Here is a 17505-nt window from a genome sequence, read left to right as displayed (position 1 = left end):
AAATGTTAATATTAAGTTAACATTGGCATTTTCATAAAAACATAATTTTGTGCGCATTTTTTATTAAAAATAATTTATAACAATTTTATGAAACAATTTACTCTATCAGTGTTATTTAGCTTGATTTCCATACTAGGATTATCAGCTCAAAACATTGTAAAAGGTGTTGTAAAAGACAGCAACTCCGAAGGATTATTACAAGGTGTTTCTATTAGTGTTGAAGGGAAAAACATAAGTGTTACTACTGATGTTATTGGTTCCTTCATCATTGAAAACTTGCCAGATGGAAGACACATCATTGTAATAAAGAAAGATGGATATGAAACTCAAAACTACCCTGTGTCTTTATCAGGAAGCATGGTTGATTTAGGGATTATCTACATGTATGAAGATGAATTTGCTGAGCAACAAGATTTAAGTACCATTATAATTACAGATGATGAGCTTAATGATGATACTACTGCTTCAGATAATATTTCGGGGTTATTACAAGCTTCAAGAGATGTTTATTTAAGAACTGCCGCTTTTGAATTTAGTTCTTCTTTCTTTAGAGTTCGTGGTTTAGATTCAGATAACGCCAAATTATTAATTAATGGTATAGAAATGAATAAGCTTTCGACAGGAAGACCAGAATGGGCTAACTGGGGAGGATTAAACGATGTTCTAAGAAATCAAGAATTTACAAATGGTTTAGCTGCTTCTAATTATACTTTTGGTGGTGTTTTAGGTTCTAACAATATTAGCACAAGAGCATCTGAATATAGAAAAGGTGGACGTATTTCTTACGCTTCGTCTAATAGAAGTTATGTTCACAGAGTTATGGGAACATATGCTACTGGATTAATGGATGACGGATGGGCATTTGCTTTTTCAGGAAGTAGAAGAATTGCGGATGAAGGTTTTGCTGACGGGTCTTCTTATAATGCTTATTCAACTTTTGCATCTATTGAAAAAGTATTTAACGACAATCATAGTTTAAACTTTACTTCTGTATTTGCTGCAAATAGAAGAGGTAAAGCTGCTCCGAATACGCAAGAAGTTATCGATATTAAGGGAATTCAATACAACCCATACTGGGGTTACCAAAACGGAAAAATCAGAAACTCTAGAATTAAAGATGTTGAAGAACCGTTTATTATGTTAAACCACTACTGGAATGTTAATGAAAAAACTTCTTTAACTACAAATGTTTCTTACCAGTTCGGAGGAATTGGAAACAGTAGAATTGATTTTAACGGAGCAAGAGTAGAAGATGGTGTACTTGACGGAGACGGAAATCCATTCATCACAAATTTAGCAACTGCTAACCCTGACCCAACTTACTATCAAAAATTACCAAGTTATGGTATCAGACAAGGGTTACCAGATGTTTATGGTATGTATCAAGCTTTCGCTAACGATGGTCAATTAGATTGGGATCAGTTATATGCTGCTAATGCAGCTTCTGTTACTGGAGGAAATTCTGCGTACGTATTATACGAAGACAGAAATGAAGATGACAGATTTACAATCAATACAATTTTCAACACTGAATTAACAGACAACATTACTTTAAATGCTTCTGTTAACTATACTTCTCAAAAATCAGAGAACTTTGCAGAAATAACTGATTTATTAGGAGGAACAGGATATTTAGACGTTGATACTTTTGCTGATACTTTTGAAGAAAAGCAAAACAACTTATTAAACCCATTACATTTAGCTGGAGAAGGAGATCGTTTCAAATATGATTTTGACTTGTTATCAGAAGTAATTAATGGTTTTGTTCAAACTCAATTCAAGTTTAACAAAGTTGATTTCTTCTTAGCAGGTAGCCTTTCTAGAACTTCTCACCAAAGAGAAGGAAACTTCCAAAATGGAGGATTCATCAATACTTCATTAGGAAAATCTGAAAAGCAAGAATTCACTAACTGGGGAGCTAAAGGAGGTTTAACTTATAAAATTACTGGTCGTCATATCTTAGATTTTAATGCAGGTTACTTAACAAAAGCTCCTACATTAAGAAACACATTCGCTAATTCAAGAGAAAACAATGCAACTATAAGAGGTATTACAAGTGAAAAGGTACTATCATTAGATGCAAGTTATATTGTAAGAACTCCAATAGTACAAGCTAGAGCTACAGCATACTATACTGGAATTAAAGATGCAACGGAAACTTCTTTCTTTTTCGCTGATGGAATTGGTGGAGACAACACTGCTTTTGTACAAGAAACTTTACAAGGTATTGAAAAAAGACACATTGGTGCTGAATTAGGTTTAGAGGTTAAAGTAACTCCTACTTTAAAGTTAAAAGGTGCTGCTAATATTGGTCAGTACACTTATGCTAACAATCCAAACTTATTTATTGCTTCTGAAGACTTTGTAAATGACCCTGATGCAGATGAATTTGGAGTTAAGAGTTTTGGACAATCAAATCTTAAAAATTACAGATTAGCTAGTGGACCTCAAAAAGCATATTCATTCGGATTTGAATATAGAGATCCTGATTACTGGTGGTTTGGAGCAACAGCTAACGTATTCAATGACACATACATAGATATTGCTCCTTTAACAAGAAGTAGTAACTTTGCAAATAGCACGAATGCGCTTGGAGCATCTGTTCCTTTTCCTGACTACGACGAGTCAATTGCTAGAGAATTATTAAGACAAGAAAGATTTAGCGACTATATGGTTGTAAATGCCGTAGGTGGAAAATCATGGAAAATTGGAGATAATCAATACATTGGTTTATTTGCTAGTATTGGAAACATCTTTAATAGAGAATACAGAACAGGTGGTTTTGAGCAAGGAAGAAATGCTAACTATCGTCAATTAAGAGATGACAAAGCATTAGACACTCCTGTTTTTGGTAACAAATACTGGTTTGGTAGAGGTACTACCTACTTCATTAACTTAAATTATAGATTTTAATAAAATATTATTAATAAATAGAAAAAATGAGAACTAATAAAATTTTAAGCATATTATCATTTTTTATCTTCGCTTTCGCAATTACTTCTTGTGTAGAAGATAACTCTTTTGAAACTCCGAATATTAAACTTGAGGAGCCAAACATAAATACTGATCTTACAGTGGCTAAGGTTCAGAATGATTTAATTCAAGAATATAACAGTAACGATAATTTAACTCTTACATATAGAGTTAACGAAACTCCAACTTACGTTTACGGATATGTAGTTTCAAGCGATGCTGCCGGAAACTTCTTCAAAACTTTAGTAATTCAAGATAAGCCAGAAAACCCAACTGCTGGAATCGAGCTTTTAATTAACAATGCATCATTAAGTGAATCTTTTGAAGTTGGTAGAAAAGTATACATCAAATTAGATGGGTTAACTGTTACATATGATGATGGTGAAAGCTCAAGTTTTATAAACCCAACGAACAATGTACCTGGAGTTTTCACTTTAGGATTCTTAACTAGCGAAAACAGAGTTGACGATATTCCTTATACATCAGAAGAGCAAAGAGAAGCTCTTGTTAAGTCTACTGAATTAGCTACAATTGTTCCTACTCCAATTAAAATTGGTGAAATCGAGCAAAAGCACGTAAACACATTAGTTACTTTAGAATCTGCTCAATTCGACAAAGAAGAATTAGGAAAAACATTTGCTGGAGAGTTAAATGATGAGTTTGATGGATTTAGAAATATTTTTGAATGTGGTACTGAAGCAAAAATTGCTTTACAAACTAGTACTTTTTCTAGCTTCAAATCTAATAAATTACCAGAAGGACAAGGAGCTGCTACGGCGGTTTTAGCAAAAGACTTTAGAGCTGAATTCTTCGTTTTAGTTGCTAACAATCCTGCTGAATTAGATTTTATCGACCCAGAAAGATGTGATCCTATCGTATTAGAGTGTACTGGTGCAACTTCTACTGATGTAACTGTATTTGAAGAAGATTTCCAAACTATTACAAACGAAGCTCAATTAGACGGTTTAGGATGGACTAACGTAAACGTATCTGGAGGAACTGAAAGATATGAAGATAGCTCTTTCTCTGGAAACAGATATATGAAGATTTCTGCTTTTGGAACTGGTGAAGATCCGTTAGAGGCTTGGTTAGTAACTCCAGCTATCAATTTAGATAGCACTACTGAAGAGGTATTGACTTTTGATATTTCTTCAAACTTTGAAACTGGTAAAGTCTTAACAGCGTTTATCACAGAAAACTATACAGGTGATCCAACAACTACTGAGTGGATTCAAATTGATGCTAACATTCCTACTGGTGACGGTGGTTTTGGAGATTTCGTATCTTCTTCAATCAATATTTCTTGTTTAAGTGGTGATGTACACGTTGCATTCAAATATTTAGGTTCTGCTGACAACATGGAAACTAGATACCACATTGACAATGTAAAAGTAACTGGAAAATAAGTTTAACTATTTTTTCAATTAAAAAGCCGAGTTTTAAAACTCGGCTTTTTTTATGCATCTTTATGAAAAAGAAATTAAATGTCATCTAAAAGAAGAATATCGAGAGCCTTTAAAAATGCTAAAATTCTGCCCTTACACAAAAACTCTAAATATGTACTTTTTTCTGATTGTCATAGAGGTGATAATAGTTTTGCTGATGATTTTGCAAGAAATAGAAATATCTTTAACTATGCCCTATCACAATACTTAGCTGATGATTTTACATATATAGAATTAGGAGATGGAGACGAACTTTGGGAAAACAAGTTTCATAGAATATTCCAGGAAAATAAAGATGTATATATGCTCCTAAAAAAATTTCACGATGTAAATCGTCTTCATTTTATTTGGGGGAATCATGATATGGATTATAAAAACCCTAAAAACGTTCAGAAGAATTTAGCTAGTTACTATGAAGATGCCACTGGAAAGCAAAGAGTATTAATGCCTAACGCTTCATTTTCAGAAGCTATTATTCTAAAAAACGAGCAACTCAATCAGTCGCTACTTCTTATTCATGGTCATCAAGCAGATTGGTTTAATTACAATTTATGGCGATTAAGCCGATTTTTAGTCAGGTTTTTATGGCGACCACTTCAAATACATGGAATTAAAGACCCTACAAGTCCTGCTCAAAACTTTAGAGAATCAATAAAAATAGAACGAAGAGTAGAAAACTGGATTAAAAACAATGATAATCAAATCGTAATTACAGGACATACGCACCGACCTCGCTTTCCTCAACCTGATGAAATTCCATTCTTTAATGATGGTAGCTGCGTTCATCCAAGATGCATTACCGGTTTAGAAATAGAAAACTACGAGATAACCCTAATAAAATGGCACTTTATAACACAAGAAAATGGAACCATGAAAATTGTAAAATCCATTCTTGAAGGCCCTAAAAATATTGAGGAATATCGGTAGTTAAAATCATTTCATAACATTTAGGTAACATATCAAAAAGCATTCGTTTATACATTTGCCAAGTTTAAATGTATAAAAATGGGAGATCCATATATTTTAATGTTAATAGCACTTGCGGGGCTTGCAATTCTTGACTTAGTGGTAGGTGTTAGTAACGATGCTGTAAACTTTTTAAATTCAGCTATTGGTTCAAAAGCCATTCCAATTAAAACAATTATGATTATTGCTAGTGTTGGTGTGTTCTTTGGAGCTGTAACTTCTAGCGGAATGATGGAGGTTGCTAGAAAAGGAATTTTTAACCCAAATATGTTCATGTTTGAAGAAATCATGTTCATATTTATGGCGGTAATGATTACGGATATTCTCTTATTAGATATATTCAATTCTCTAGGAATGCCAACTTCTACAACGGTATCAATTGTTTTTGAATTACTTGGTGCTGCTGTAGCAATTGCGCTTCTTAAAATAACTGCCTCAGAAGAAGCTTCTATTTCAGAAATTTGGAATTATATTAACAATGAACAAGCCACTAAAATTATTTTAGGAATCGTACTCTCCGTAGTAGTTGCGTTTACCGTCGGAGCTATAGTACAATATTTTTCAAGACTTATTTATTCATTTAATTTTGAAAATAGACCTACTTATATAAGCGCATTGTTCGGTGGATTTGCTATCACCGCAATTACTTATTTTATTATAATAAAAGGACTAAAAGGAACTGATTTTTACGGTAGTATTAAACATACCATAGAAGGAAGCACAACACTAATTGTTTTAGGTGGATTTGCTATTTGGTCGGCGATTTCATACTTACTTATAAATGTATTTAAAATAAACATTTTAACCGCGATTATTGCGATTGGTACGTTCTCATTAGCTATGGCTTTTGCAGGAAATGATTTAGTAAACTTTATAGGTGTACCTATTGCTGCCTTAAACTCCTATAATGCTTGGGAAGCTTCTGGCGTGGCCGCTAACGAATTCTCAATGGGAATATTAGCAGAAAAAGTTCCTTCAAACACATTATTATTATTGTTTGCTGGAGCAATTATGGTAATTACACTTTGGACTTCTAAAAAAGCACGTGCGGTAATCGAAACTGGAATTAACTTATCTCGTCAAGGAGATGGACACGAAAAATTTCAGCCAAATAATCTTTCTCGTATTGTTGTAAGAGCAGCTATGTTTACGAATATGGGGTTAAACAAGTTAATTCCATTAAAAACACAAGATTATATCAATTCAAAGTTTGAAAAACCAGTAATTAAATTACCTAAAGACAAGACATACGAATTACCTGCGTTTGACTTAGTTCGTGCTTCTGTAAATTTAATTATGGCGAGTATCCTGATTTCTATTGCAACTTCAATGAAACTTCCATTATCAACTACATATGTAACTTTTATGGTAGCAATGGGAACTTCTTTAGCAGATAGAGCTTGGGGACGCGAAAGCGCTGTATATAGAGTTGCTGGTGTTATTAATGTAATTGGTGGGTGGTTTTTAACTGCAATTATTGCTTTTACAGCAGCTGGTATTGTTGCTTTTTTAATTTACTGGCACACAGCAATGATTCCTGTTTTATTGTTTGTTGTAATCGCAATGTTGGTTAGAACTACGTTGCAATACTCTAAAAAGTCTAAAGAAGAGAAAAAACAGCAGTTTGTAGAAAGAGCTGAGTTAATTTCTATTAACGAAGTAATTGAAGAAAGTTCTGGACATATTGCTAATGTTGCTGAAAGAGTAAACAAATTATACTCAAGTGTTGTTAATGATTTAGCGACTCATGATTTAAATAAATTAAGAAAAACTGAAAAGCACGTAGCCAAGCTAAATAACGAAATTGAAAGTTTAAAAAGTGGTGTATTCTATTTTATCAAGTCTTTAGATGACACTTCTGTTCAGGCGAGTAAATTTTACATCTTAATCTTAGGTTACCTTCAAGATATTGCACAATCTATAAGTTACATTTCAAAGTCTACTTATAATCACGTAAATAACAATCACAAGAATCTTAAAAAATCTCAATTAAAAGATTTAAAGCACATTGACAATAAATTAAGTCAATTACTTGAGGATATCAGTAAAGCATTTGAAACAAAACAATTCGACAATTTAAATCAGATTTTAGTTGGGAAAAAGGAGCTTTTAAAAGAAGTATCTGAATCAATTGAAAGACAAGTTGAAAGGATTCGTACGTATGAAACGAGCCCTAAAAACACTACTTTATACTTTAGTATTTTATTAGAAACACAAGATTTAGTATCTGGATTAATAAATCTACTAGATAATTACAACGAGTTTTATATAAGTACGAAAGTATCAATTTAAGCACTTTAAAAACACCATAAAAAAACTCGAGTTAAACTCGAGTTTTTTTTATTTGAAAGAATTTAAAATTTCACTTAAAAAATTATTTACATCTGCATTTTTTGTAAGACCTAATCGAACTATTACCAATTCTTGATCTGGTAATACAAAAACATTTTGTCCTTGATATCCGTTAAATGAATACATATTTCTTGGCACATCTAAATACCTTCCTCCCGAATTCAACCAAATTTGTGCCCCGTACCATCCATCTGAAGTTGGTGTTGGTGTAGTAGCATAATTCACCCAATCTTTATCAAATAATGAATCTCCATTCCAATTCCCATTATGCAAATACAACAATCCAAACTTAGCCCAATCTCTTGCAGTCGCCCAAGCGTATGATGATCCAACATAGTTTCCAGCCATATCCGTTTCAACTGTCATTGAATTCATTCCAATTCTATCAATAAGCGAACTATACCAAAAATCTAAATATTCTTGATGTGTTTTAAATTGCTTTCTTAAAATACCAGAAAGTAAATTTGTTGTACCTGATGAATAATTCCAAGACTCATTTGGTTTACCTACTAAAGGTTTATCTATTTGAATCCTTGTAACATCTTCTGTTAAGAACAGCATCTTAGTTACGTCCGAAATAGAGTTATAATCTTCATCCCACTCCAAACCACTATTCATTTGCAATAAATTATGAATAGTAATATCCTTTCGCTCATCATTTTTCCATTCTTCAAAAGGAGCTTCATCATAAACATTAATCTTTCCTTGACAATGTAAAACTCCAAAAAGTGTACTAGTTATACTTTTAGTCATAGACCACCCAAGTAAAACAGAGTTTTTATCTAAACCTGTATCATATTTTTCTGCTATTATTTTGTCCTTATAAACAACAACAATTGCCCTAGTTTTATTGATATCGTTAAACATCTTATCCACGGTGGCATTTAACTTTTCGTAATTTATATTTGAAAAAATCGAATCTTTTGGTTCTGCATTACCATAAGGAAAAGGGGTAACAAAGTCAGGTTCCGTTCTTTTAGGTTTTGGAATATTTTTATCGAGCTTAACACCATCAACAAGTAATAAACTTCCAAATCCATCTCTATAGATCGATTTACGATTCAGTAAACCAAAAGCCGATGAATAAGCTGTTTTCTTGTCAATATCAACTCTATTGATTGCCTGATTGATAGGAGAAAAATTCGTATCTGTACTATCTGTAAACGCAAGACTTCTTTCCGCTAAAAACACAGAAGAACCCGTCATCTTTGCAGAATAACCAGCTATTATATTAAGTTTTGGGTAATTGTAAAAAACGATTAACAGTGAAACCGTGAAAAGTAATAATAAACTTCTCTTTAATATTTTCATATGAGGTTAATTTTAAACAAATGTAAGAATTTAAGTGATTGATTGTTCGTTTGCCAACAGAGCCGTATTTTTGTTATAAATTATATTTTTCATGTTTGATATCAATAAAATACGTGAAGATTTTCCAATCTTAAAAAGAAAAGTTCACGGAAAACCTTTAATATATTTCGATAACGGTGCGACATCTCAAACACCTAAACAAGTTATCGACACCATTGTTGACTATTACACTAACTATAACGCAAATATTCATCGCGGAGTACATACACTGAGTCAAGAAGCTACAGATAAGTATGAAGAAGCTCGTATTAAAATTCAAAAACACTTTAACGCGAAGCATGCTTATGAAATGATTTTTACAGCTGGAACTACAGAAAGTATAAATATTATAGCATCTGGTTTCAGTTCAATTTTAAAAGAAGGTGATGAAGTTATAGTATCTGCCTTAGAACACCACTCGAATATTGTTCCATGGCAAATGATGTGTGAAAAAACTGGAGCTACACTAAAAGTTCTTCCGATGGATGAGGATGGTTCTCTTAGAATGGACTTATTCGATGAATTACTAAACTCAAAAACGAAATTAGTTTTTTGTAATCATGTATCAAATGCTTTAGGAACAATTAATCCTATAGAAACTATTATTCATAGAGCTCATAAGTTCGGAGCATACGTTTTAATTGATGGCGCTCAAGCATGTCCACATATAAAACCCGATGTTCAAGCTTTAGATGTAGACTTCTATGTTACATCAGCTCACAAAATGTGTGGACCAACAGGTGTGGGAATTTTATACGGAAAACAAGAACTTCTTGAAATGCTTCCCCCATATCAAGGCGGTGGAGAAATGATTGAAACTGTAACTTTTGAAAAAACTACATACGCCGGTTTACCTCATAAATTTGAAGCTGGTACGCCTAATATATGCGGCGGAATTGCTTTTGGTGCCGCTATTGACTATATGAACTCTATAGGTTTTGAAACAATTCAAGAACGTGAAAATGAACTTTTAGAGTATGCTACCTCGGAGCTAAAACAAATAGAAGGACTCCGAATTTTTGGAACTGCTAATAAAACCTCGGTAATATCATTTAATATAGATGGAATTCATCCATACGATATCGGTAGTATCCTAGACAAACTAGGAATTGCGGTAAGAACTGGACATCATTGTGCACAACCTATTATGGATTTCTATAAAATTCCAGGAACAGTAAGAGCTTCTTTATCTTTTTACAATACAAAAGAGGAAATAAACACATTAGTTAATGCTGTAAAAAAGGCAAAAATGATGTTAAGTTAATTTTACCATTTTTACAAAAAACTTACCAAAAAGGTATTGTTAAATTCTCATTTTTCAATGCCTTTTTTTATTAAATTTACACAAAACACATCGTTTTTGTTTAAAAAAAAACATGAAAAATGACATTTTTTTTGCCAAAAACAACAATAAAACCCAATATTAATAAGGCTTCACCAAAGAAATTAACTTTTTTTTAAGGATTTCACTTTTGTAAGTAAAAAAATCTTATTTTTAGCATCACAAAAAATTAACATTATTATTGGTTTATTTAAGTTCATTTAACATAGTTGTTAATTTTTTAAAAAATGGGGAAGAAAAACCAGCCCTTGAAAAAAATATTTGGTTTTTCTCAATTATTAAATTTTAAATTTTACAAAATGAAAAGAGTTTTATTAAGCATTGCTGTAGTAGCAGGTTTATTAACTGGATGTCAAGATGAAAATTCAAGAGAAGACATTACATTAACACAAGAAGCAGTCGTAGATATGAGCGACTTCTATGTACAAACTGAGGAAACAGTTGCAAAAGGAGTAAACTCTCAATGTCAATCTATGAAGGTATTAAACCGTCAATTAAAAGAAAACCCAGGTTTATACAAGCAAATGTATGACATTGAATACAACACAAGAAAATTCATTGCTGCCAAAAAAGGCGGAAACGGCGGTGGTAAACCAGGCGGCGGAGACGGCGGCGATGGTGGAGGAGGAAATCCACCAGTAGATGACGGATTAGGAGTAATCAATATCCCTGTATATGTACATGTTGTATATAGTAACTCAAACGAAAATATTTCTGATGCACAAATCGCATCTCAAATGAGAGTATTAAATGATGACTTCAGAATGCAAAATTCTGACGCAAGTAATACACCAGCTGAGTTTGCTGCTGTAGCTGCTGATAGTGAAATTACTTTCACTTTAGCTAATACTTTTAGATATGCTGACTCAAGAACTTCTTGGGGAACTAACGATGCAGTAAAATCTGCTTACCCTCCAGTATCACCTTCTACTCACTTAAACATTTGGGTATGTAACATTGGTGGAGGAATTTTAGGATATGCGCAATTTCCAGGTGGTAATTTAGCTACTGATGGTGTAGTATGTGCTCCTCAATTCTTTGGTACTACTGGATACGTACAAGCTCCATTTAACAAAGGACGTACGATGACTCACGAAGTTGGTCACTACTTAAACTTACGTCACATTTGGGGAGACGGAAGATGTCGTCAAGACGATTTCGTATCTGATACTCCTTCTTCTGATGGACCTAACTACGGATGTCCAAGTTACCCAACTGTAAACTGTCGTTCTAATGACATGACAATGAACTACATGGACTACACTGATGATGCTTGTATGAGTTTATTCTCTCAAGGTCAGAAAGAAAGAATGAGAGCTACTTTCCAATCTGGAGGAGGTAGAGCTTCAATCTTAAACTAGTAAACACACAATTATTATTTATATTAACCTAAGTAGTTTATAAGAGGTTAAAAGACCTCTTATAAACTGCTTCTCAAAAAGCCCTTACCAATGAGAAAAGTAGTTTTATCTATTGTAGCTGCTGCAACTTTACTAATAGGTTGTCAAAACAATGAAACAGATCAACCTGTAGAAACTAATGATGAAGTTGTTGCACAAAAAAGTGCCAAGCAATGTTTTACAATGGATAAGTTAAATGAAAATTTAGCTCAAGATCCAAGTTTAGCCGGGAAAATGGCTAGTATTGAAGAACAAACTTTTAAGTTCATCTCAGAACAAGAAAATGTTTTAGGTAGATTAGTTAATGGAAAAATTCAAATTCCTGTAGTTTTCCACGTAATCTATAGACAAGCTAGTGAAAACTTACCTTTATCTGTTTTAGAAGATCAGATAGCAGCGTTAAACGAAGACTTTAATTTACAAAATCCAAATAGAGGTGCTATGCCAGCTGAATTTGCAGGTGTAGAGGCTAATGTTGGAATCGATTTTGTAATTGAAGATGTAATTAGAGTTAGTAGTAGAAAAAGAAGCTGGAGACCAGACGATTCTATGAAATTCTCTTCTAGTGGAGGTAGTGATGTAGTTAACCCTCAAGAATTCTTAAACATTTGGATTGTTAACAACATGCCATACCGAGGTGGAACTATCTTAGGATATGCTCAATTCCCAGGAGGTAGCTGGTCTACTGACGGTGTTGTATTAGGAAGTAGATTTGTTGGAAGAACTGACAGAACTGCTACTCACGAAGTTGGTCACTGGTTAAACTTACGTCACATTTGGGGTGATGGTGGTTGCGGTGCTACTGATTTTGTTGCTGATACTCCAGACGCTGCAGGACCAAGTAGAGGTTGCCCAACTTATCCAACTGTTGAGTGTGGTACAACTAACATGACTATGAACTTCATGGACTATTCTTCTGATGATTGTATGTACATGTTTACGAATGGTCAAAAAGCTAGAATGGACGCAGTTTTTGCTGCTGGAGGATTTAGAGCTACAATGGCTGACTAATCTCAAAACTTGAAAATTATTATATTTATGAGCGCCATAATTTATGGCGCTTTTTTTAATTGAAAACCATGAAAACATTCATCTCTTTATTAATAATTTTAACTTCAGTAAGCTGTGTTTCACAGAAAAAACAACAAACCAACTCAATAGAAGAAATAATATTTAATGCTCAAACGAGAGGAGCAATGGAAAATATAAAATTGGCAGGTAAAAATCTTGAGTATAAAACTTACAGTGATAGCAAAAGTCTTCTAATTAATGATGAGCAAAAGAACAAACTGTATGATTTAATTAAAAAAATAGATTTAACTAAACTTTCTGAATTTAAAGTTTCATCCGAAAACAGAGCCTCAGATAGAGCAATGCACGCAACTTTTACTATAAAAACAGATAAACAAACTTACACTTCAAATCAATTTGACGATAATAATCCACCTGAAGAGCTAAAAAAAATTATAGAACTATTAAGAAGTTTTGTTGATTAGTAACTATTTTCTTCCGAAATCAGCCGGAATTTCACCCCAAGCCTTTGTTTCCCATTTTAAAATTGGGTTTGAGTAGTTGTTATCATTAAGCCATTTTTCGGCTCTTTTAATTAATTCTAATAAATCACTATTCTCTTTTGTAAAAGTAATGTTAGTTCTACATTGCTTCTTTCTCACCCAACTCATTGCTATTTTGGAATCTGTATAAATTGGATAATTATGAGCATTTTTTTTCTGTAAAAAAGCCAAACCATGCACAATCGCCAAGAACTCTCCTATATTATTTGTTCCCTCTTTAAATGGACCTTGAATGAAAATTTGTTTTTTGGTTTTGGTGTCAACCCCTCTGTATTCCATTTTACCTGGATTACCTGCACATGCAGCATCTACCGATAAGCTATTTAAAATAGGTTTACCATACTTTTCAAGTTCTTTCTTAGTAAGTGTTTCTTTCTTTGTATTAACCCCTTTAAAATCTTCGAAAGACTTTTTTATAGCAACTTTCGCTTCAGATTCACTCGCAAATGATTTATATTCAGCACCTTCAAAACCGTTAATTTGTTCCTTACACGCTTCCCAAGAAGTGTAAATCCCAGGTTTTTTTCCTTTCCAAACAACGTAATATTTCTTTTTATTAGCCAATTTCTTCTTGTAAAATTACTTTCTCAATGATTTGAGGAAAATATTTATATTCTAATTCATGAACTTTTTCTGCAATCTCTTCGGCAGAATCATCTTCTTCTATTTTCGTTTTTGCCTGAAAAATGATAGCTCCTTCGTCATAATTTTCATTTACATAGTGTATTGTAATACCAGTTTCACCCTCAATATTATCTTTTACGGCTTTGTGAACATTCATTCCATACATTCCTTTTCCTCCATATTTTGGCAATAATGCAGGATGAATATTTATGATTTTATTTGGAAAAGCCTCAACAATCTTACTTGGCACCCTCCATAAAAATCCAGCTAAAACAATATAATCTGCTTCGTTTCTCAAAAAATTCAACACCTTATCAGTTTTAGTAAAATCTTCTTTATCAAATACTAACGTGTTTATTTCCAATCTTTTACACCTCTCCAAAACTTTGGCACGTTGGTTGTTAGTAAGCACGTGAGTAACATCAATAGATTTTTTAGTTTGAAAAAACCCAATAATATTTTCGGCATTACTACCAGAGCCGGAAGCAAAAATTACAATTCGTTTCATAATCTACAACACTATATAGTTACTGCAAAAAAACAATAATTATTAACATGAGTGTGGTCTTAAGAAAAGATTTTTTTATTTTAGACCCCACATTTTCGGGCAAAAATTAGAATTAAAACCTAAGATTTGTATTTTTGCCACGATTTTAAATTTAAAAATTAAAAAATTATGTCAGACATTGCATCAAGAGTAAAGGCAATTATCGTTGATAAATTAGGAGTAGACGATAACGAAGTAACTAACGAAGCAAGCTTCACTAACGATTTAGGAGCAGATTCTTTAGACACTGTTGAGTTAATCATGGAATTTGAAAAGGAATTTGATATTCAAATCCCAGACGATCAAGCGGAGAACATTGCTACAGTTGGTCAAGCAATAAGCTATATTGAAGAAGCTAAAAAGTAAGAATATATGCAATTAAAACGAGTTGTTATAACTGGACTTGGCGCATTAACGCCAATAGGAAATAATATTGAAGAATATTGGAATGGCTTAGTTAACGGAGTTAGCGGTGCAGCCCCTATTACATATTTTGATGCTGCCAAGTTCAAAACTCGTTTCGCTTGTGAACTTAAAAATTTCGATGTTAAAGATTACATCGATAGAAAAGAATCAAGAAGAATGGATAGATTTACGCAGTATGCGATGATTGCTTCTGATGAAGCAATTAAAGATGCTGAGTTAAATTTAGACACTATTGATAAATTAAGAGTTGGGGTAATTTGGGGTGCCGGAATTGGTGGTTTAGAAACTTTCCAAGATGAAGTTTTAAATTACGCCAAAGGAGACGGAAGTCCTAGATTCAACCCTTTCTTTATACCAAAAATGATTGCAGATATTGCGCCAGGACATATTTCTATTAAAAATGGATTCATGGGGCCAAATTACACTACCGTATCTGCATGTGCATCTTCAGCAAACGCATTAATTGATGCACTTAACTACATACGATTAGGACATTGCGATGTAATCGTATCTGGAGGTAGTGAAGCAGCTGTTACCATAGCTGGAATGGGTGGTTTTAATGCAATGCATGCTTTATCTACTAGAAACGATGATCCCCAAGCAGCCTCAAGGCCTTTTGATGCTGAAAGAGATGGTTTTGTTTTAGGTGAAGGTGCAGGAGCGTTAATTTTAGAAGAGTATGAACATGCCAAAGCTAGAGGCGCGAAAATTTACGCTGAAGTAATTGGTGGTGGTTTATCTTCTGATGCACATCACATGACAGCTCCACACCCTGATGGATTAGGAGTAATTGCGGTGATGAAAAACTGTCTAGAAAATGCAGGAATAAAACCGGAAGAAGTTGATCATATTAATACACATGGAACTTCTACACCTTTAGGAGATGTTGCTGAATTAAAAGCTATATCTGAGGTTTTTGGAGATCATGCTAAAAACATCAACATCAATTCTACTAAGTCAATGACAGGTCATTTACTTGGTGCTGCAGGTGCTATAGAAGCTGTTGCCTCTATATTAGCAATGAAGCACGGAATTGTTCCTCCTACAATCAATCATTCTACAAAAGATGAAAATATTAATCCAGATTTAAACTTAACGTTAAATACTCCTCAAAAAAGAGATATTAAAGTAGCGATGAGTAACACATTTGGATTTGGAGGTCATAATGCCTGTATAGCTTTTAAAAAATTAGATTAATTAATCTTATTATATGAATTTTCTTCGCAAAATAGTTAATCCAAAAACTAAGGAGGACGAAGAATTTTATTACGACTTAAAAGCACTACTAAATTTTAAACCCATAAAACTATCACATTATAAAAGAGCTTTTATTCATCGTTCTCTTAAAATGACAGATAGTAAAGGGAAGCCTATTAATTACGAACGTTTAGAGTTTTTAGGAGATGCTATATTGGGCTCTGTAATTGCTTCATTTTTATACAAAGAAGCTCCGAAAGGTGATGAAGGTTATCTAACTCAAATGCGCTCGAAAGTTGTTAGCAGACAAAGCCTAAACAAATTAGGTAAAGATCTAGATCTCATCAGATTTGTAAAAAGCAACATCAATCAAAACCAAATTGGTGAGAATATCCATGGAAATATTTTCGAAGCTTTAGTAGGTGCGATATATTTAGATCGTGGGTACAATTATTGTCATCAATTTATATATGATCAGGTAATTATACCTTATGTAGATTTGCAAAAACTTGAGAATAAAATATCAAGTTATAAAGGTTATATTATCGAATGGTGTCAAAAAACAAAAAGGAAATATCTTTTTGAAAGTTATGAAGATACGGGTAGACAAGTACAAAAACATTTTAGTGTAATTGTGTACATAGATGGTCAAAAAATTGCAAAAGGAAGAGCTACTTCAAAGAAAAAAGCTGAAGAAATGGCAGCAAAGAGAGTTTATTATGCTTTTCAAAACGAAATTAGCTCAATAGAATAAACAGAATCGAAATCGTTTTCGTTTTTTTCACAATATCTTATCATTACATTCTTTAACTTAGCATATTAGTAATTTATATCTTTTATGCAAGTTCATACAGTAAGCCTTGATGATTTTTCTTGCACTGATTATCACATTATAGGAATACATAGCACCCTAGAAGATTATCAGTTAGCTTACGTATTAAATGCAAATTTAAACGTTCATTTTCAGCGTTGCAAGACTGATATTGATGTTAAAAACAAATCTTATGAAGCCTTTTATCCATTGTTTGAGTATATGGATTATAATAATGATGATGTTTGGTATTTAATTTCAAATGTTTTTAAAACAAAGGCTAAAGATGACTCGAATAGTTTATTTGCAGAAAATGAAACGAGAAGATATTTAATTCCTGAAAAGAAAAAAGTAGATTATTTCTTAAAATTAGAAGGAGAGTTTACTCAAAACAAAGTACACGAAATTAACGAAGTTATTCATCAAACTCAAGGTGTAATAACTTCCTATAATATAGATACAAACACACTAAAATCTAAAGAATTTTTAATTTTTTAA

General features: G+C 32.8%; 15 protein-coding genes. 12 read left to right on the top strand and 3 right to left on the bottom strand.

All coding sequences use genetic code 11. The features are described from left to right. Positions 1 to 87: 87 nt before the first annotated feature. From ACOSP6_RS08495 to ACOSP6_RS08480, 4 genes are all read left to right on the top strand, one after another. Positions 88 to 2913, top strand: a complete 2826-nt coding sequence (locus ACOSP6_RS08495; protein WP_422095097.1) for a carboxypeptidase-like regulatory domain-containing protein — start codon at positions 88 to 90, stop codon at positions 2911 to 2913. 26 nt (positions 2914 to 2939) lie between these two features. Then, the gene (locus ACOSP6_RS08490; protein WP_422095096.1) at positions 2940 to 4379 is read left to right on the top strand and encodes a DUF5689 domain-containing protein; all 1440 of its coding nucleotides are present in this window, start codon (positions 2940 to 2942) and stop codon (positions 4377 to 4379) included. A gap of 78 nt (positions 4380 to 4457) precedes the next feature. Next, entirely contained in the window at positions 4458 to 5345 is an 888-nt protein-coding gene (locus tag ACOSP6_RS08485) for a metallophosphoesterase (protein WP_422095095.1), read from the top strand. A 78-nt stretch (positions 5346 to 5423) separates the two neighbouring features. Continuing rightward, entirely contained in the window at positions 5424 to 7676 is a 2253-nt protein-coding gene (locus ACOSP6_RS08480) for an inorganic phosphate transporter (RefSeq protein ID WP_422095094.1), read from the top strand. A 48-nt stretch (positions 7677 to 7724) separates the two neighbouring features. Here the strand turns inward: ACOSP6_RS08480 and ACOSP6_RS08475 are convergent, their stop codons facing one another. Beyond that, positions 7725 to 9047, bottom strand: coding sequence for a serine hydrolase domain-containing protein (locus tag ACOSP6_RS08475; RefSeq protein WP_422095093.1), 1323 nt, complete (start codon positions 9045 to 9047; stop codon positions 7725 to 7727). 91 nt (positions 9048 to 9138) lie between these two features. On the opposite strand from ACOSP6_RS08475, the gene ACOSP6_RS08470 reads away from it, so the two are divergent. The 4 genes from ACOSP6_RS08470 (at position 9139) to ACOSP6_RS08455 (ending at position 13324) form a co-directional block, all read left to right on the top strand. After that, positions 9139 to 10350, top strand: a complete 1212-nt coding sequence (locus ACOSP6_RS08470; RefSeq protein ID WP_422095092.1) for an aminotransferase class V-fold PLP-dependent enzyme — start codon at positions 9139 to 9141, stop codon at positions 10348 to 10350. 377 nt (positions 10351 to 10727) lie between these two features. Next, entirely contained in the window at positions 10728 to 11789 is a 1062-nt protein-coding gene (locus ACOSP6_RS08465) for a M43 family zinc metalloprotease (RefSeq protein ID WP_422095091.1), read from the top strand. A 90-nt stretch (positions 11790 to 11879) separates the two neighbouring features. Continuing rightward, positions 11880 to 12839 carry a M43 family zinc metalloprotease gene (locus ACOSP6_RS08460; RefSeq protein WP_422095090.1) on the top strand — a complete coding sequence of 320 codons (960 nt, stop codon included), beginning with the start codon at positions 11880 to 11882 and terminating at the stop codon, positions 12837 to 12839. Positions 12840 to 12907: 68 nt separating this feature from the next. Then, positions 12908 to 13324, top strand: a complete 417-nt coding sequence (locus ACOSP6_RS08455; protein ID WP_422095089.1) for a hypothetical protein — start codon at positions 12908 to 12910, stop codon at positions 13322 to 13324. 3 nt (positions 13325 to 13327) lie between these two features. On the opposite strand, the gene ACOSP6_RS08450 is transcribed toward ACOSP6_RS08455, so the two are convergent. Together ACOSP6_RS08450 and purN are read right to left on the bottom strand one after the other, a co-directional pair. Next, positions 13328 to 13966, bottom strand: coding sequence for a viroplasmin family protein (locus ACOSP6_RS08450; RefSeq protein WP_422095088.1), 639 nt, complete (start codon positions 13964 to 13966; stop codon positions 13328 to 13330). Beyond that, entirely contained in the window at positions 13959 to 14534 is a 576-nt protein-coding gene (gene purN / locus ACOSP6_RS08445; RefSeq protein ID WP_422095087.1) for a phosphoribosylglycinamide formyltransferase, read from the bottom strand. The genes ACOSP6_RS08450 and purN overlap by 8 nt, the downstream gene beginning before the upstream one ends. 168 nt (positions 14535 to 14702) lie before the next feature. On the opposite strand from purN, the gene ACOSP6_RS08440 reads away from it, so the two are divergent. The 4 genes from ACOSP6_RS08440 to ACOSP6_RS08425 all read left to right on the top strand — a co-directional run bounded on the left by ACOSP6_RS08440 (position 14703) and on the right by ACOSP6_RS08425 (position 17505). Further along, positions 14703 to 14939, top strand: a complete 237-nt coding sequence (locus ACOSP6_RS08440; RefSeq protein WP_075340350.1) for an acyl carrier protein — start codon at positions 14703 to 14705, stop codon at positions 14937 to 14939. A gap of 6 nt (positions 14940 to 14945) precedes the next feature. Then, positions 14946 to 16196: a beta-ketoacyl-ACP synthase II gene (gene fabF, locus ACOSP6_RS08435; RefSeq protein WP_422095086.1), complete on the top strand. Its 1251-nt coding sequence runs from the start codon at positions 14946 to 14948 to the stop codon at positions 16194 to 16196. A gap of 13 nt (positions 16197 to 16209) precedes the next feature. After that, positions 16210 to 16950, top strand: a complete 741-nt coding sequence (gene rnc, locus ACOSP6_RS08430) for a ribonuclease III (protein WP_422095085.1) — start codon at positions 16210 to 16212, stop codon at positions 16948 to 16950. An 84-nt stretch (positions 16951 to 17034) separates the two neighbouring features. Then, positions 17035 to 17505, top strand: a complete 471-nt coding sequence (locus tag ACOSP6_RS08425; RefSeq protein WP_422095084.1) for an IPExxxVDY family protein — start codon at positions 17035 to 17037, stop codon at positions 17503 to 17505.

Source organism: Tenacibaculum sp. MEBiC06402 (assembly GCF_049239625.1).
GTDB lineage: Bacteria > Bacteroidota > Bacteroidia > Flavobacteriales > Flavobacteriaceae > Polaribacter.
The sequence above is the reverse complement of the archived record's forward strand: the minus strand, read 5'-3'. Positions and strand labels throughout refer to the sequence as shown.

Bases quoted from the DNA above. Each gene is read 5' to 3' on its own strand.
- ACOSP6_RS08495 (WP_422095097.1), top strand. From the start codon at position 88: ATGAAACAATTTACTCTATCAGTGTTATTTAGCTTGATTTCCATACTA.
- ACOSP6_RS08490 (WP_422095096.1), top strand. From the start codon at position 2,940: ATGAGAACTAATAAAATTTTAAGCATATTATCATTTTTTATCTTCGCT.
- ACOSP6_RS08485 (WP_422095095.1), top strand. From the start codon at position 4,458: ATGTCATCTAAAAGAAGAATATCGAGAGCCTTTAAAAATGCTAAAATT.
- ACOSP6_RS08480 (WP_422095094.1), top strand. From the start codon at position 5,424: ATGGGAGATCCATATATTTTAATGTTAATAGCACTTGCGGGGCTTGCA.
- ACOSP6_RS08475 (WP_422095093.1), bottom strand. From the start codon at position 9,047: ATGAAAATATTAAAGAGAAGTTTATTATTACTTTTCACGGTTTCACTG.
- ACOSP6_RS08470 (WP_422095092.1), top strand. From the start codon at position 9,139: ATGTTTGATATCAATAAAATACGTGAAGATTTTCCAATCTTAAAAAGA.
- ACOSP6_RS08465 (WP_422095091.1), top strand. From the start codon at position 10,728: ATGAAAAGAGTTTTATTAAGCATTGCTGTAGTAGCAGGTTTATTAACT.
- ACOSP6_RS08460 (WP_422095090.1), top strand. From the start codon at position 11,880: ATGAGAAAAGTAGTTTTATCTATTGTAGCTGCTGCAACTTTACTAATA.
- ACOSP6_RS08455 (WP_422095089.1), top strand. From the start codon at position 12,908: ATGAAAACATTCATCTCTTTATTAATAATTTTAACTTCAGTAAGCTGT.
- purN (WP_422095087.1), bottom strand. From the start codon at position 14,534: ATGAAACGAATTGTAATTTTTGCTTCCGGCTCTGGTAGTAATGCCGAA.
- ACOSP6_RS08440 (WP_075340350.1), top strand. From the start codon at position 14,703: ATGTCAGACATTGCATCAAGAGTAAAGGCAATTATCGTTGATAAATTA.
- fabF (WP_422095086.1), top strand. From the start codon at position 14,946: ATGCAATTAAAACGAGTTGTTATAACTGGACTTGGCGCATTAACGCCA.
- rnc (WP_422095085.1), top strand. From the start codon at position 16,210: ATGAATTTTCTTCGCAAAATAGTTAATCCAAAAACTAAGGAGGACGAA.
- ACOSP6_RS08425 (WP_422095084.1), top strand. From the start codon at position 17,035: ATGCAAGTTCATACAGTAAGCCTTGATGATTTTTCTTGCACTGATTAT.